Here is a 15,362-nt window from a genome sequence, read left to right as displayed (position 1 = left end):
TTCGTTTTGAGCTTCCTCTTTTAATTGTAAGAAATTGTTTGGCTTTGTGAATATTCCTCCTTCTTTGCAGCCTCGACAGTTCACTGCTCTTATGTCTCAATTTCAGCGGTATAAGCGATTGGCGGTTGCGTCTTCAATTGTGTTGGCAGGGCACTGGTTTGTTTTGAGTAATCCTGTCAAGGCGGGTCGAGAGCTGGCTGCCATGCAACAACAAACAACCATGACACAATCCTGGTTGCCGTCGCTGGCTCAAGCGTTGGATGATATTGCCCCTGCTCGCCAAGGCACTCAAATCATTTTGAATGGAGTAACCGTGCCTGCGGTGTGGAGCCTCAGGCAGCAGCGAATTGGGTTGGCGGATACTAGCCTGATGCAGGCATTTGGTGTGGAGATGTTGAATAGTGCTGACCCAAGCCGTCAGACGATTCAGTGGTTTTCTGATCCCCAAGCAGAACCGTTTGTTGTCTCCACCTGGCTGACTCAGCAGTATCGTTTTTTGGATATTACCGATCTGGCTCGACAGTTGGGTTGGCAGGTTGATTTTGCGGGTAATGCTTTGAGGATTGCGACTCAGCCTGCGCAGGTGGTGGGAGTTCGCCAAGGACGACAGGTATGGGGCGATCGCATTGTGGTGGATCTGAACCAACGAGCCAGTTGGCGTGTGACGGAACAAGCTGATCAGTTGGTCGTGACAATCGATGCTGCTATTAATCCGGCGATCGCATCAGGCTTTGTACCAATTGCCGGGAACCGCATCACCGGCTTAAGAATTGCCCCCCAAGAAAATCGAGCGGTGCTCCAGGTTGGCATTCCCGCCAACGCCCCGTTTCGTGTATCGACGCTACCCAACCCCAATCGTTTGGTCATCGATATCCGACCTGATGCTATGGTGGAGCGCGATATCGCTTGGGCTCCGGGAATGCGGTGGCAGCAGCGCTATGTCACGCTTGGCAGTAGCCGATTTCCCGTGGTGGCGTTTCACCTCAATCTGCGCCAGCCGGGCCTAAGCCTCAAGCCGATTTGGGCGAACCCGAATGGCATGCCTGGCACAGCTCCCCTGGTGTCCATGGCGGCTCAGTGGCAGGCTGCGGGTGCCATCAATGCAGGGTTCTTCAATCGCAACAATCAACTACCGTTGGGAGCGGTTCGGCGTGACGGACAGTGGCTATCGGGGCCGATTCTGAATCGGGGGGCGATCGCCTGGAACGAGAGAGGTGATACGCGATTTGGCCGCCTCAACTTGCCAGGGTCTGTCGTGACTTCTACAAATGCAACACTGCCAATTTTTTCCCTGAATAGTGGCTATGTTGGGGCTGGACTGTCGGTCTATACGCCAGCCTGGGGGAATGTCTACACGCCAATTTTGGATGCAGAGACTGTGCTGGTGGTGGAGGGCGATCGCATTACCGATCGGCGGACTGGAGGCGCAGTCGGCCAGTCAACCATCCCAATTCCTGCTAGCGGCTATCTGCTTGTTGTTCGAGCCGAAGAAAACTTCTTGGCAGCCCTTCCGGTTGGCGCCACGGTACAACTTCGGTTGCCAACATCGCCCAATGATTTCGATGCCTTTCCGCAAATTATGGGAGCAGGACCGCTGCTGATGCAGAACGGACAAATCGTTCTCAATGCTCAAAGTGAGGGTTTTTCTCAAGCATTCATTCAGCAAGCAGCTGTGCGCAGTGCGATTGGTAAACGCCCCAATGGCGAGGTCATGTTGGTCACCGTGCAAAATCGAATCGATAGTCGTGGCCCCACCTTGCAGGAAATGGCGCAAATTATGCAGCAGTTGGGCGCTGTTGATGCCTTGAATTTGGACGGGGGCAGCTCAACTGCGCTACTTTTAGGCGGGCAGATCATTAACCGTTCTCCCAGAACCGCAGCTCGAGTTCACAACGGCATTGGTGTTTTTCTTCAGCCTTCTCCTTAAAAACCGTTCTGTAGATCGCTGTTAGGCCTTGTTTTTGGGGTTTAAACCAAGATTTACAAACAAGGCTGTAAGGCTCACTAGGCTGCAAAGGTGACGCAGGGAATGCATTTTGCTCATTGAATTTGCTCATCGAAGACGCATCTGCGAAGGGCAAAAAACTTTTAGCCCAAGTGACTAGCGTTTTTGAAGTTGGAGTGAACCCGTCTTTGCCCTCAATAAAGCTTTGGTTTAAATGTCGAGATATAGGAATTTGCGGATGACAGCCATCCTGTACCTCTTGCTATGGTTAGGGTGATTCATCATGAATTCCTGAATCGCGCCGTTGCTGTGCAAGCTTTTCGGCACAGGCTTTGCCCTCATTCACAAGGAGAGAGATCGTGGCTCAAGCGAAAGAAGTAACTCAACCCTCCGTATCTGCTTTACCTTCTTCCCCAACGTTGAAAGGCATTGCTGCAACTGAGCTAAGGCCGTGGGGCGCTTTCACCGTCCTGGAAGAGGGCAAAGGCTACAAAATTAAGAGGATTGAGGTCAAGCCAGGTCATCGGTTGAGCCTGCAAATGCACCACCACCGCAGTGAACACTGGATTGTGGTATCTGGTACTGCGAAGGTCGTGTGCGGCGAAAACGAGATGTTGCTCTTTAGTAATCAGTCAACCTATGTTCCTCCCTGTACATCTCACCGTCTCGAGAATCCTGGAGTGATTCCTTTGATTCTGATTGAAGTGCAGAATGGCGAATATTTGGGAGAAGATGACATTGTGCGTTATCAAGACGACTACGCACGAACCGATAAGTAGCACAGGTCTCAATCCTTGTGTGAGAGTTGTGCTGCTATCCGGATCATCTCTCTAATAGCTGGCTTCAATTTGTTTCAAGTGTTTAAGGCTTGCACATAGGCGTCGCTTATTAAGGCTGATGCTGCAATTCTTTCAGGTTTTGCTTGAGTGATATACCTAACTACTGCTTTTCAAAAGGCTTCAAGTTGAAGCCTTTTTTATAGGTTGAGCTACAGGTTGAATGAATTGAACACTCAGGATTGACGCATCGGTATTGTGGATAGGATGTGAAGTATGCTGTCCACAACATCAACACACTAGATTTAATCAGCTGATTGAAAGCTAGTTTTGGTTCAAGGCTTTTGTGAGGGTTGAGCGCTGTCTACACCTCACAAAAGCCTATTTTTGTATGTGCGTTGCGCAGGCAAAAATAAATGCTTGGCGTGATCCGAAGCTGGTATTAATTGGGAAATCAAATTAGGGATCAATTCAAATGCGTTGAAAACTAAGTGAAATCAGACTAATGCTTGGAATCAATGGTTGGAACTGAGCCAAGGCAAGCTTATGGTTTGCAAACAAAGCAGGGTAAAATAGCGATCGCCATTTTGATTCCCATTCACGTAAAAGAAACACCTATCCACCTGCCATGATTCAACTGAGTCCAGCTGCTCTTGCAGAGGTGAATCGTTTAATGAGTCGCTATGCTCAACCCAATGCAGCGCTTCGAGTGAGCGTGCAGCCCGGTGGGTGTGCCGACTATTACTATGCCCTAAGCTTTGATCATGCGATCGCAAATCCTAGCCATATGTATGAGCAGGAAGGCTTACCCATCTATGTTGACCCGGCGAGTTTGGACTTAATTGAGGGCCTGTTTGTTGACTACTCGCAAGATCTGATGGGTGGGGGGTTTCGCTTTCATAATCCCAAAGCGGCATCAAGTTGCGGTTGTGGCAATTCTTTCACAACAAACCCGTCGGCAACGATCGAGTCTGATGAGCAATGCTTGCCCTAGATACACACGAGTGCTGGATCGTTCCAGGCTTCATGCATCTGAATGCGGTTAAACTAGGTTGAATTTGAAACGGATAATGTTGATAGCGGTGGAAGGCCGTCTGGTGGGATCAGTGTCTGTAGGGGGAATCGGTGATGAGCGATTGCCTCAATTTCAATGGCGATGGCGATGAGTTTCAGTCAGAAACTCTGCTCCTGCCGATTCAGCGAAAATAGCCGAAATGCGATCGCATCCCTAACTCCATGATACCGGCAACTTTCTTGACAGCGAATTGACACAAATCCACAAAAATCAGTATAGTAGGAGACTGTGAAAACTTTAGACAAATGTCGAGAGGCGTAGTACACCAGAGCCCATGCCTACTATTCAACAGCTAATTAGAACCGAGCGTCAGAAAGCCAGCAAGAAAACCAAGTCGCCTGCGTTGAAAAGTTGTCCTCAGCGGCGCGGTGTGTGTACCCGGGTGTACACCACTACGCCCAAAAAGCCCAACTCCGCACTACGTAAGGTCGCGCGGGTTCGCTTAACCTCTGGCTTCGAGGTTACAGCATATATTCCAGGTATCGGTCATAACTTGCAGGAACACTCTGTGGTGATGATTCGAGGTGGCCGGGTTAAAGACCTGCCCGGTGTGCGTTACCATATTGTTCGTGGCACCCTCGATACTGCTGGAGTGAAAGACCGTAAGCAAGGTCGCTCCAAGTATGGGGCAAAGCGTCCTAAGGCAGCATCCTAAGGCGCATCCAAGTTTTGGTATCACGTCAGAGTCAAGCGCTTGGTGAATCGAGCTCTAGATTAAGAGCTTGATTCTTTTAAGCGTGATGACTGCTTGTCAGCTTGGTGGCAATAGCGGTGGCAATGTTCGGCTGGGTTCTTCCTATGTCTTCCACCTCTTCCTGCCACTCCCGGCCCACTATCGTCAAACCGTTTACATTTATTCAAGCTATGTCTCGTCGTACAGTTGTTCAAAAGCGTCCGGTTCCTCCAGATCCCACCTATGGGAGCCGTTTGGTGAGTATGTTGGTGCGCCGCTTGATGTACTCCGGCAAGCAGTCTCTGGCCTATCGAATTGTTTACGATGCCTTTAAATTGATTGAAGAGCGTACTGGTTCCGACCCGTTGGAAACATTCGAAAGAGCCGTTCGCAATGCTACGCCTTTGGTTGAGGTTAAGGCTCGCCGAGTCGGCGGTGCAACGTATCAGGTTCCTATGGAAGTTCGGGCCGATCGGGGTACTGCTTTGGCTCTCCGCTGGTTGATTCAGTTTTCTCGTAGCCGGTCGGGCCGCACGATGGCTGGCAAGTTGGCAAACGAGCTGATGGATGCCGCAAATGAGACTGGTAGCTCTATCCGTAAGCGCGAAGAAACCCACAAAATGGCTGAGGCTAACAAGGCCTTTGCTCACTATCGCTACTAAAATTTTTCTGGCGATCGCGGGTTGAATTTTTAGATTCTGCTGAGCCATAGAGCAAAAGTATAGAATCTTAACAGACGCAGTTGCGTTAAGTTATTGCGGCAGTGCTTGAAGGAGGTAGCCGTGGTGCGTAGTATTCCATTAGAGCTAGTTAGAAATATTGGAATCGCTGCCCATATTGATGCTGGTAAAACCACAACTACAGAAAGAATTCTCTACTATTCTGGCGTTGTGCATAAAATCGGCGAAGTTCACGATGGGAACGCTACAACCGATTGGATGGAGCAGGAGCGGGAGCGCGGCATTACCATCACGGCGGCAGCTATCAGCACCTCTTGGGTTAAGCGTGATCCCGAAAGTCCGACTCAGCCTCAAACAGGTGCTCTAGAGCACAAAATCAACATCATTGATACGCCCGGCCACGTGGATTTCACGATTGAGGTTGAGCGCTCAATGCGAGTTCTAGATGGCGTGATCACTGTTTTGTGTTCCGTTGGTGGCGTACAGCCTCAAACCGAGACGGTCTGGCGGCAAGCCGATCGCTATCGAGTTCCTCGAATCATCTTTATCAACAAGATGGATCGGACAGGTGCCGATTTCTTTAAGGTTTACAATCAGGTGCGCGATCGCCTCCGTACGAATGCTGTTCCTGTCCAAATTCCAATTGGCAGTGAAGATAATTTGCGCGGTGTTGTAGATTTAGTGCGGATGAAAGCCTACATCTACAAAAACGATATCGGAACGGATATTGAGGTAGTTGATATTCCCAGTGATATGCGGGAGTTGGCCGAAGAGTATCGGCTCAAGCTCGTTGAGTCCGCAGCGGAAACAGATGACACGCTCACTGAAAAATACCTAGAGGGAGAAGACCTGTCAGAAGGCGAGATTCGAGCTGCTCTGCGTAAAGGAACGATTGATGGCACAATTGTCCCTATTCTTTGCGGTTCAGCCTTCAAAAATAAGGGAGTTCAGCTTCTTTTGGACGCTGTAATTGACTATCTTCCTTCTCCTTTGGACGTTCCTCCAATTCAGGGCTTGTTACCAGATGGTTCGACTGCCACTCGCTCTGCGGATGACGATGCTCCTCTAGCCGCGCTTGCGTTCAAGATCATGGCCGATCCGTATGGCAGGCTCACCTTTATTCGCGTTTACTCTGGTGTACTCACTAAAGGCAGCTACATCTACAACGCTACAAAAGACAAAAAAGAGCGGATTTCGCGCTTGATAGTTCTCAAGGCTGACCAGCGCCAAGAGGTAGAAGAGTTGCGGGCTGGCGATTTGGGTGCTGTGCTTGGCATGAAAGACACTTTTACAGGAGATACGCTTTGTGATGAAGCATCGCCCATTATTTTGGAGTCTTTGTTTGTTCCTGAGCCAGTAATCTCTGTTGCGGTTGAGCCCAAGACAAAGCAAGATATGGAGAAGCTGTCGAAAGCTCTGCAAGCACTTTCAGAAGAAGACCCAACGTTCCGCGTCAGTGTTGATCCAGAAACGAACCAGACTGTAATTGCCGGTATGGGCGAGCTGCATTTGGATATCCTGGTGGATCGGATGAAGCGTGAGTACAAGGTTGAAGCGAACGTTGGTGCTCCTCAAGTTGCTTATCGCGAGACGGTTCGCAAATCGGTTCGAGCAGAAGGTAAGTTTATCCGCCAGAGCGGTGGTAAGGGCCAATATGGCCATGTTGTTATCGAGCTTGAGCCGGGGGATGTTGGAAGTGGGTTTGAGTTTGTGTCCAAAATCGTGGGTGGTGTTATTCCTAAGGAATACATCAATCCTGCTGAGCAGGGCATGAGAGAAGCCTGCGAATCTGGTATTCTCGCAGGTTACCCGGTGATCGATCTGAAGGTTACCCTCGTGGATGGCTCCTACCACGATGTGGATTCTTCTGAGATGGCTTTTAAGATTGCAGGTTCTATGGCAATCAAAGAAGCCGTGATGAAGGCATCACCTGTCCTATTAGAGCCTATGATGAAGGTTGAGGTGGAAGTTCCTGAAGATTTCATCGGGAACGTCATCGGAGATCTCAACTCTCGTCGTGGTCACATTGAAGGACAGGACACTGAGCAGGGAACTGCAAAGGTGACGGCCAAGGTTCCGCTTGCGGAAATGTTTGGATATGCTACTGATATTCGGTCTAAAACCCAAGGTCGTGGCATATTTTCAATGGAGTTCAGTCAATATGACGAGGTACCTCGGAATGTGGCTGAGACAATTATTGCTAAGAGTAAAGGGAACGCTTAGTAAGTAGAAAGGGACGGATAAATCAATGGCACGCGCAAAATTTGAACGGACTAAACCTCACGTTAACATTGGCACGATTGGCCACGTTGACCACGGTAAAACCACGCTGACTGCAGCAATCACCATGACTCTTGCTGCAAATGGACAGGCTCAAGCTCGTAAGTATGACGAGATTGATGCTGCTCCTGAAGAGAAAGCACGGGGTATTACAATTAATACCGCTCACGTAGAGTACGAGACCGAAGTTCGCCACTATGCTCACGTGGATTGCCCCGGTCATGCTGACTACGTGAAGAACATGATCACCGGTGCGGCTCAAATGGATGGTGCTATCCTGGTTGTGGCTGCAACCGATGGTGCAATGCCCCAAACCAAGGAGCATATCCTCTTGGCTCGTCAGGTGGGTGTTCCCAGCATTGTCGTGTTCTTGAACAAGGTTGACCAAGTTGACGACGAAGAACTGCTTGAGCTGGTTGAGCTGGAAATGCGTGAACTGCTGAGCAGCTACGACTTCGATGGTGACAATATTCCCATCATTAAGGGTTCCGGTTTGATGGCACTGGAAGCCATGATCGAAAATCCCAAGACCCAGCGTGGTGACAACCAGTGGGTTGACAAGATTTATGAGCTGATGGATGCCGTAGACGCTCACATTCCAACGCCTGAGCGTGAAGTTGACAAGCCTTTCTTGATGGCTGTTGAAGACGTGTTCACCATTACTGGTCGAGGCACGGTTGCAACTGGTCGGATTGAGCGCGGAAAAGTCAAAGTCAACGAAGAAGTTGAGCTGGTGGGCATTCGCGAAACCCGCAAAACCACGGTTACTGGTATCGAGATGTTCAAGAAGAGTCTAGATGAGGGTCTGGCTGGCGACAACGCTGGTCTCCTCCTCCGGGGTCTTAAGAAAGAGGACATTGAGCGCGGCATGGTGCTTGCTAAGCCCAGCACGATTACACCTCACACTCAGTTTGAGGGTGAAGTGTACGTGTTGACCGAAAAAGAAGGTGGTCGTAAGACTCCGTTCTTCGCCGGTTATAAGCCTCAGTTCTATGTGCGTACAACCGACGTGACTGGAACGATCAAAGCTTTTACCGCTGACGACGGTTCCGATGCAGAAATGGTGATGCCCGGTGACCGGATTAAAGTGACGGTTGAGCTGATTAATGCGATCGCCATTGAGCAAGGAATGCGTTTTGCAATTCGAGAAGGTGGCCGGACCATTGGTGCTGGCGTCGTATCTAAGATTGTTAAGTAATACAATCTAGTGATGCTCGGAGGCCGGCAGCAAGCTCAGAAGTTCGCTGCTGGTCTCTTCTTCTGAAAAGATCTTGTGCATTTTGAAGTCGTAAGGCTTCCATACTGGCTAGCCAGTTTTTCTGAACCTTGAAATTTGGAATCATCTAATGGCAACTATTCAGCAGCAAAAGATTCGGATTCGCCTCAAGGCGTTCGACCGCCGATTGCTTGACACTTCCTGTGAAAAAATTGTGGATACGGCTAATCGCACAAACGCCACAGCGATTGGACCTATCCCCCTGCCGACCAAGCGACGGATCTATTGCGTTCTGCGATCGCCCCACGTTGATAAAGATTCGCGGGAGCACTTTGAGACCCGCACCCACCGCCGGATTATTGATATTTACCAGCCCTCGTCGAAGACAATCGATGCGTTGATGAAGTTGGATTTACCTGCTGGCGTAGATATCGAGGTGAAGCTATAAATTTCAAAATATCGCCATGCTACTTTTGATGCTATTAGGCGATACGTTACACTATAGGGAGTTCATTACTTAAGAATTGATTACGAAGCGGTTTGCGGCTTTGCTTATCAATGGTTGAGTACATGTAACTCCCTTTTTTGCTGGAATTGCGATGGCTTCTTCTTCATCGGTGGCGGTGCGAGAGCTCCCGCTGTTTCCCCTCCCAGATTTGGTTCTTTTCCCAGGACAGAAGCTTCCGCTTCACATTTTTGAATTTCGCTACCGGATTATGATGAACACGATTCTTCAAAGCGATCGCCGCTTTGGAGTGCTAATGTTCAATCCAAATGACAACAGTATTGCAAGTGTTGGGTGTTGTGCTGAAATCACCAACTTTCACCGACTTCCAGACGATCGTATGAAAGTCATGACTCTTGGGCAGCAGCGTTTTAGAGTTTTGGAATATGTGCGTGAAAAGCCTTACCGGGTTGGTTTAGTTGAATGGATTGAAGATGATGCTGGTGGCAAAGATCTGCATCCTCTTGCGACAGAAGTTGATCAGCTCTTGCGAGATGTTGTTCGCCTATCGGCTAAGTTGACCGATCAAGATATTGATATTCCGGATGATATTCCAGATCTTCCAACGGAACTGTCTTACTGGGTGGCCAGAAACCTTTATGGAGTGGCCACTGAGCAACAATATCTTTTGGAGTTGCAAGATACGTCCGAGAGGTTGGAGCGTGAGGCGGAAATCTTGACCTCTACTCGAAATCATCTGGCTGCACGAACCGCACTCAAGGATGTATTGAAGTAGCTTCAGCTTATGTCATTCAACTATCCAAGTCTGAAGTTCAGTTCAGCGAGTTGCGGCGATAGTTGACTGTCTAATCCAAAATGCTTAAAAGAATCCTGCTAGCTTTAAGCTAGCAGGATTCTTGTCGTTAAGCCTCCTGCATGAATCCTTGTGCGGCTCCGCCGTGCAAGGATTCATGCTTCAAAACACCATTTGGGCAGGAAGGTCTATTGATGAGATTGATGCAGGCTGAGAAGCGATCGCCCCTAAGCATGGAGTGAATCGGAGTAATTTTCGGTTGCGGTTTTTGTGGCAGCAGGCGGCAGAATTTTATAGCTACCAAATATCTTGAGGGTTTCGGTATAGCTCTGTAATTCTTCAATCGCTGCTTGAGTTTTGGGCTGGTCTACACTCCCTTCAATATCAACAAAGAAGAGATAGTCCCCTAAAGATTTCTTAGTAGGGCGAGACTCAATCTTGCTTAAATTAAGACCGCGCTCGGCAAAAATTTGCAGGGGCTTTGCGAGGGCTCCAGGCACATTTGCCGGAAGGCTAAAGGCCAGGGATGTGTGGCTTCCCTCCTTGACTGGATGCAGGCCCAATGCCCAAAAACGCGTGCAGTTATCGGGGTGGTCGTTGATAGGATGCGCTAGGATTGGCAAGTTGTATAGCCGTGCTGCCCGTTGAGAGGCGATCGCCCCTATCTTTGGGTTCGCTTCTAAATGTTGCAATGCCTCAGCATTGGAATTGGTTGGAATGAGTTGCACACTTGGCAGGTGATTTTCTAACCATATTTGACACTGAGCCAGCGATTGGGGATGTGCATAGATAGTTTGAATCGTTTCAATAGACTGTGCGCACGAAATTAGAGCATGGGAAATTGGCAGCACAATTGCCTGTTGAATTTGCAACGTCTCCAACTGCCAGAGTGTATCCAACGTCGTGGTCACGCTACCTTCAATAGAATTTTCGACTGGAGCAACGGTGTACTGAGTTTGTCCTGCAACAGTAGCTCGTAGCGCTTGAGAGATGCTGGCATAAGGGCACAGGGTCACCTGTTCCAATTCAAAAGCCTGGGCAGACCACACCATTGCCGCAACTTCTGTGTAAGTTCCGGGAGGTCCTAAATAGGCGATTGAAATAGTCATAAAGCTGGCTCAAGTAAGGTTAGAAACGGTGAGAATTGTATCTCAGGTTGGTTTGAGGCGAGAAATGCTCTCCGCATCATAGCGGTTGTAGTGTATTCGATGCTTAGGTTAACTCAGATTTTTTGCAGAAATACGATGCAATCAGCCTGCGCAGCTACCTTCCTCAGGATTGGTGCAGGGCATGTCAAAATCTTCCAGTTTTTGGATAAGAGGTCGTGGACTCAGCTTACAAAGCAGCATTCAGCGTGCGTTTAGAAGTACCTCGACGCCATTAAAAGCCAGACTCTAAAACTCCGTGCCGCCCGCACAGAGTTTGAGTGTTTTATGTTGTAGGACTTACGCACTTCATCCGAAAAACCAGGGGGTTGAATGATGTTTGGGGCACTAAGCGCCTCAAACATCATTCAACTGCGTCAGTCTTGTGTTGAATGATGGCTGCTTACTTAGATTGCTGAATGTTGGGCTGTCGCATGAGAGCTAGCCTGTGTCTGTCAAAAGAACAAGGTAATTTTTACGGTTAAATCGTAAAATTTAAACAATCGAGTCATATTGCTCATCTAGTGAAAGACTCGATTTGTCCAAGACTCGGCTGCACTTCCAAGGCTGTGTAGAGCTTGCTAGAGGCCGCTGAGACTTGTTGCTCGAATTCTCGTCTGTCATACCGCCGCACAACTCATTATGCAAACTCGATTTCACGCTTCTCAGTCTATTGAGCTGGTTGTACCGCAACAGCCCATTCCGATTGAGCATTACTTGCGGCAGCCTCAGCGTTTGATAAAAGCGTTGGTTGATCCAAGCCGTGTGGAGCTTTTGTCTTCAGATACGTTTCGTTTGAAGATGCGATCGCTCAACTTTATGATGCTTACGATTCAACCGACAGTTGACCTGAAGCTGACCTTAGATGCAGATGGAGCCATTCATCTGCAATCGGTTGGTAGCGAGATTCGAGGCGTTGAGTACATCAACAATCGATTTCACCTGGATCTTAAGGGTTGCTTGGCACCTCGGCAGACCAATGGTCACACCATTGTGCAAGGTGAAGCGAACTTAGTGGTATCTGTGGATGTGCCGCCAGCGCTGTGGTTAACCCCTAAGCCCCTGCTAGAGGCCACGGGTAACGGATTATTGCGCAGTGTGTTGGCAACTATCAAGCAGCGGCTAACCCATCAACTTTTGGCCGATTATCAGAATTGGCTTGCTGATCACGCGCAGAGTGAATGTGACTCTTTGCGATCGCGCTCATCTTCGGTTCTGACACCCCAAGGCTAAAGCTTACATTTCCAAGACGGTTTCACGGCAAGACAAAATGGCTACTCGAAATAGCCAGTGGTGCTTTGGTGATTGTTAGGTCACTATCTGCTTGCAAGATCTGTGCAAGATCGAGAACGAAGGTCACTGCTCGCAGATTGCCACATCGGGAAGACCGGGTTGGATGATGGTCTGCTGGATCAGGGCCTCATCATTTGTCAACGATTGCGGCTGGCATGGCTTGAAGGACTGACGATGTTGGCGAGATGCTCCAATCTGCTGAATGGCTTTGCGGTGGCTGGCAGTGCCGTATCCTTTGTTCGCATCCAATCCATAGCCCGGATAGCGTTGGGCTAAGCGGATAATGAGACGATCGCGCCAAACTTTGGCAATGATGCTTGCAGCGGCGATCGCAACGGAATGTTGGTCACCTTTGATGATGGTTTGCTGGGCCATGGGTAAGCCCGGAACCCGCTGATTCCCATCAATCAAACACAAGCAAGGCTGTGGCTCAAGCCGGGCAACGGCTCGCCGCATGGCCAAAAAGGTCGCTTGCAAAATATTGAACCGATCGATCTCGTGAACAGAGGCCCAGCCGATGCGACAATCGATTGCTGTGTCGCGAATCAGCACAAACAAGCGATCGCGCTGAGCTGCCGATAACTGCTTGCTATCGGTCACGCCTTGGTGGGCTAGTTCCGCCACGCCCCAACTTGGTAAAATCACCGCTGCCGCAACAACTGGACCGAACAGTGCGCCTCTGCCCACTTCGTCCACACCAGCGGTCCACTGCGCTGCAATCTTCGGTGACACCGACAAATCTATTTGCACAAGATGCACCCTGCGAGTTTTGGTTAGTCTTCGCCGTCACTGCCTCCTGCCGTAGAACGGCGACGCCGACGGCGGCGACCCGATGCAACTCCTGCCGCATTCGCTAACTCAGGGGTTTCCTCATCTGATGGGAGGGAAATTAGTTCAATCTGCGATGGTGCATCATCCGCATCAGAACTCACCTCGGATGATGTGTCAACAGGTGCGGACTCCTCTACATCCTGCGAACCACTTTGGCTGTTGCGATCGCCATTGGCTGTAGCAACAGGAAGTTGAGCAGCGCTGATGCTCTCCAGCGAGGGTGGCTGCTCACCTGGCAAAATCACTGACAAAACAACCGTTTTTGGATCTTTGACCGGCTCTCGTGCCAGCACAATGGGCGAAATTCCCATGACTGCATAAACTTCCTGTTCTTCAGCCGTCATTTCTACAGCCACCACTTGCGGCGGTTCAGGTGCAGGACGCTCTCTCCGGTTCGAAGAACGACCACCCCGCTCACGCTCGGGTTTGTCAGCTCGGTTCTCGCGAATGGTAGGAAGTCCGACTGGCGGAGCGATCGCCGCTTCTTCAGTCACAAAAGTTTCAGGAGCTTCGGTATCTGCATCCACCAACTTAATCGGATTGGCTCGATTAACGATTTCAGCAGAGCGTGGCGTGCCTCGGCTACGACGACGACGGCGATCGCCCTTTGACCGTTCCTGATAGCTGGGATGGTTGGAGAGACTCACCTCTAAATTATCGGAGCCACCCTCGCTTGCAAAGTCATCCGCTCCAGAATCCCACGGCTCACGGGCGGCAACGGCCACTCGTGGCTCAGGCATCGGCAAAACTCGTGCTGGCTCTAGTGCCTGAGTCGCCTCCTCCGGCTCACCGGGCAAATGCACCACATGGCCCAATCCACCACAGGTCGGACAAGGCCGTCCAAATAGTTCGTAAATGTTTTGCCCCTGTCGTTTCCGAGTCAGTTCCACTAGCCCCAGTTCTGTCAGCTGAGCAATCTGGGGTCTTGCTTTATCCGCTCGCAACGCTTTATTAAACTGCTCTAGCACTTGCAACTTGTCGCGGTGGGAATCCATATCAATGAAATCCACCACAATGACTCCGGCAATATTTCGCAGGCGCAGCTGTCGAGCAATTTCGGTAGCCGCCTCGCAGTTCGTCCACAGCACTGTTTCGCGGGCAGTTGCTGAGCGTGTAAAGGAACCAGAGTTCACGTCGATGACGGTTAGCGCTTCAGTACGTTCAATGATGATGTAGCCGCCTGATGGCAAGTCTACTCTGGGCTTTAAGGCTTCTCGAATTGCTGCGTTGACTCGGAAATATTCCAGAATAGCTGTGCGCTCGCGGTGTTGATCAATCAACACACCCTGAGGAGATTTCCCGCCACCCCAGTTATTCAGGTGCTGCTTGACTCGCTTGGTACCATTTTGTGAATCAACAACAATGCGGTTCACATCCGCACTGTATACATCGCGCAGCACACGCTGAATGAAATCATCATCACGATTGAGCAGAGAAGGTGGGCGGGTCGTCATTGCTTCTTGCTGAACGGCTTCCCACTGTTTTTGTAGCGCTTCTAAATCCTCAATGATGGATTCTTCAGGGACGCCTTCTGCTTCAGTTCGAACCAATAACCCCATGCCAGCCGGCTTCACAAGAATAGCAAGAGCTCGCAAACGGTTGCGTTCATTCTCATTGCGAATGCGTCGAGACAGGTTGACGCCACGGCCTGATGGCATGAGTACAAGATAACGACCCGGCAGACTAATGTTTCCCGTTAGCCGTGGGCCTTTGTTGCCGGTTGGTTCTTTCATGATTTGAACCAACACTTTTTGTTGAGGAACTAGAAGCTCAGTAATGGATGCGGCGGCGCGTTTAAGCTTGAGTGGACCCAGATCGGAGACGTGGATGAAACCGTTGCGCTCACTGTCTCCAATGTTGACAAAGGCTGCGTCAATACCGGGCAACACGTTTTCCACAACACCCAGGTAAATATCGCCGACTTGATGACTTCCTGTTGCGACAATCAACTCCTGAATTTGGTCTTCGGAGAACACAGCAGCGATTCTATGCTGCTCTGCGATCACAATTTGTTTGGACATTCAATTTCCTCAAAATATGGCATGGCACAGGCAATGTCTCTTTTGCGAGGTGGGCCATGTGCAAATGTTTGATACTGACAAGTTCTGACAACGTGACGCTGGTCATAGATAAACGCTTATCTGACTTTTACCTACCGATGGTGCTTCAAGCTCCAACACGTAGGGCAG

The 15,362-nt window shown here is 49.8% G+C and carries 13 protein-coding genes; 10 read left to right on the top strand and 3 right to left on the bottom strand.

What is annotated here, in order from left to right; all coding sequences use genetic code 11:
- Positions 1–91: 91 nt before the first annotated feature.
- From ACQ4M4_RS02070 to ACQ4M4_RS02030, 9 genes are all read left to right on the top strand, one after another.
- Complete coding sequence (locus ACQ4M4_RS02070) at positions 92–1,927, top strand: phosphodiester glycosidase family protein (RefSeq protein ID WP_430682786.1); 1,836 nt, start codon at positions 92–94, stop codon at positions 1,925–1,927.
- Positions 1,928–2,304: 377 nt separating this feature from the next.
- Positions 2,305–2,724 carry a cupin domain-containing protein gene (locus tag ACQ4M4_RS02065; RefSeq protein ID WP_430682785.1) on the top strand — a complete coding sequence of 140 codons (420 nt, stop codon included), beginning with the start codon at positions 2,305–2,307 and terminating at the stop codon, positions 2,722–2,724.
- 625 nt (positions 2,725–3,349) lie between these two features.
- The gene (locus ACQ4M4_RS02060) at positions 3,350–3,715 is read left to right on the top strand and encodes a HesB/IscA family protein (protein WP_430682784.1); all 366 of its coding nucleotides are present in this window, start codon (positions 3,350–3,352) and stop codon (positions 3,713–3,715) included.
- A 355-nt stretch (positions 3,716–4,070) separates the two neighbouring features.
- Positions 4,071–4,451, top strand: a complete 381-nt coding sequence (gene rpsL, locus ACQ4M4_RS02055; protein ID WP_430682783.1) for a 30S ribosomal protein S12 — start codon at positions 4,071–4,073, stop codon at positions 4,449–4,451.
- A gap of 209 nt (positions 4,452–4,660) precedes the next feature.
- Positions 4,661–5,131 (top strand): 30S ribosomal protein S7, encoded by a 471-nt coding sequence (gene rpsG, locus ACQ4M4_RS02050; protein ID WP_430682782.1) that lies wholly within the window; start codon positions 4,661–4,663, stop codon positions 5,129–5,131.
- A 120-nt stretch (positions 5,132–5,251) separates the two neighbouring features.
- A complete protein-coding gene (fusA, locus tag ACQ4M4_RS02045; RefSeq protein WP_430682781.1) occupies positions 5,252–7,372 on the top strand; it encodes an elongation factor G in 2,121 nt (706 codons plus the stop codon).
- A gap of 25 nt (positions 7,373–7,397) precedes the next feature.
- Positions 7,398–8,627 carry an elongation factor Tu gene (tuf, locus tag ACQ4M4_RS02040; RefSeq protein WP_430682780.1) on the top strand — a complete coding sequence of 410 codons (1,230 nt, stop codon included), beginning with the start codon at positions 7,398–7,400 and terminating at the stop codon, positions 8,625–8,627.
- 148 nt (positions 8,628–8,775) lie between these two features.
- A complete protein-coding gene (rpsJ, locus tag ACQ4M4_RS02035; RefSeq protein ID WP_018399487.1) occupies positions 8,776–9,093 on the top strand; it encodes a 30S ribosomal protein S10 in 318 nt (105 codons plus the stop codon).
- Between the two features lie 151 nt (positions 9,094–9,244).
- Positions 9,245–9,886, top strand: a complete 642-nt coding sequence (locus ACQ4M4_RS02030; protein WP_430682779.1) for an LON peptidase substrate-binding domain-containing protein — start codon at positions 9,245–9,247, stop codon at positions 9,884–9,886.
- Positions 9,887–10,131: 245 nt separating this feature from the next.
- Here the strand turns inward: ACQ4M4_RS02030 and pheA are convergent, their stop codons facing one another.
- The gene (pheA, locus tag ACQ4M4_RS02025; protein WP_430682778.1) at positions 10,132–11,013 is read right to left on the bottom strand and encodes a prephenate dehydratase; all 882 of its coding nucleotides are present in this window, start codon (positions 11,011–11,013) and stop codon (positions 10,132–10,134) included.
- Positions 11,014–11,691: 678 nt separating this feature from the next.
- On the opposite strand from pheA, the gene ACQ4M4_RS02020 reads away from it, so the two are divergent.
- Positions 11,692–12,282, top strand: a complete 591-nt coding sequence (locus ACQ4M4_RS02020; protein WP_430682777.1) for a DUF1997 domain-containing protein — start codon at positions 11,692–11,694, stop codon at positions 12,280–12,282.
- A gap of 123 nt (positions 12,283–12,405) precedes the next feature.
- Here ACQ4M4_RS02020 and ACQ4M4_RS02015 read toward each other — a convergent pair whose 3' ends face one another.
- Positions 12,406–13,074 (bottom strand): ribonuclease HII, encoded by a 669-nt coding sequence (locus tag ACQ4M4_RS02015; RefSeq protein WP_430682776.1) that lies wholly within the window; start codon positions 13,072–13,074, stop codon positions 12,406–12,408.
- Positions 13,075–13,115: 41 nt separating this feature from the next.
- Positions 13,116–15,194: an Rne/Rng family ribonuclease gene (locus ACQ4M4_RS02010; RefSeq protein ID WP_430682775.1), complete on the bottom strand. Its 2,079-nt coding sequence runs from the start codon at positions 15,192–15,194 to the stop codon at positions 13,116–13,118.
- Positions 15,195–15,362 lie beyond the last annotated feature (168 nt).

Origin of the sequence: Leptolyngbya sp. AN02str, from assembly GCF_050565595.1 — a bacterium.
Lineage (GTDB): Bacteria > Cyanobacteriota > Cyanobacteriia > Elainellales > Elainellaceae > Kaiparowitsia.
This window is presented reverse-complemented; position numbering and strand designations above follow the sequence as displayed.

Excerpts from the sequence above, each read along its gene's own strand:
- ACQ4M4_RS02070 (WP_430682786.1), top strand. The coding sequence starts at position 92 with ATGTCTCAATTTCAGCGGTATAAGCGATTGGCGGTTGCGTCTTCAATT.
- ACQ4M4_RS02060 (WP_430682784.1), top strand. The coding sequence starts at position 3,350 with ATGATTCAACTGAGTCCAGCTGCTCTTGCAGAGGTGAATCGTTTAATG.
- rpsL (WP_430682783.1), top strand. The coding sequence starts at position 4,071 with ATGCCTACTATTCAACAGCTAATTAGAACCGAGCGTCAGAAAGCCAGC.
- rpsG (WP_430682782.1), top strand. The coding sequence starts at position 4,661 with ATGTCTCGTCGTACAGTTGTTCAAAAGCGTCCGGTTCCTCCAGATCCC.
- tuf (WP_430682780.1), top strand. The coding sequence starts at position 7,398 with ATGGCACGCGCAAAATTTGAACGGACTAAACCTCACGTTAACATTGGC.
- rpsJ (WP_018399487.1), top strand. The coding sequence starts at position 8,776 with ATGGCAACTATTCAGCAGCAAAAGATTCGGATTCGCCTCAAGGCGTTC.
- ACQ4M4_RS02030 (WP_430682779.1), top strand. The coding sequence starts at position 9,245 with ATGGCTTCTTCTTCATCGGTGGCGGTGCGAGAGCTCCCGCTGTTTCCC.
- pheA (WP_430682778.1), bottom strand. The coding sequence starts at position 11,013 with ATGACTATTTCAATCGCCTATTTAGGACCTCCCGGAACTTACACAGAA.
- ACQ4M4_RS02020 (WP_430682777.1), top strand. The coding sequence starts at position 11,692 with ATGCAAACTCGATTTCACGCTTCTCAGTCTATTGAGCTGGTTGTACCG.
- ACQ4M4_RS02010 (WP_430682775.1), bottom strand. The coding sequence starts at position 15,194 with ATGTCCAAACAAATTGTGATCGCAGAGCAGCATAGAATCGCTGCTGTG.